Annotated in this window: 1 protein-coding gene; it reads right to left on the bottom strand. The window is 66.8% G+C overall.

Annotated elements, in window-relative coordinates; translation table 11 throughout:
- On the bottom strand, positions 1–241 hold a 241-nt coding region (locus AC0IYH_RS33645; RefSeq protein ID WP_471838787.1), incomplete at both ends, for a hypothetical protein.

Below are 241 nucleotides of genomic sequence, written 5' to 3' on the forward strand. Positions count from 1 at the left end.
GCCCAGGATCGTGCCGATCGCCGTTCCCGTAAGCCATTCGCCGAGCCAGCCCGCCAGCGTCTGATTGGACATGCCGTATTGCTGCTCGCGCAGCCAGCCGACGTAGATCGACCAGGGAAGCGTCACCACGCTGGTCACGAGCAGGTACAGGATGACAAACAGCAGCGTGCCGGCCGCCCTACGCCGCCCTGGCCATCGGCCGGCCTTCTGCGACAGACGCGCGACGATGCCGGTGTGCAAC

The organism is Pseudomonas sp. AC463, from assembly GCF_979253585.1.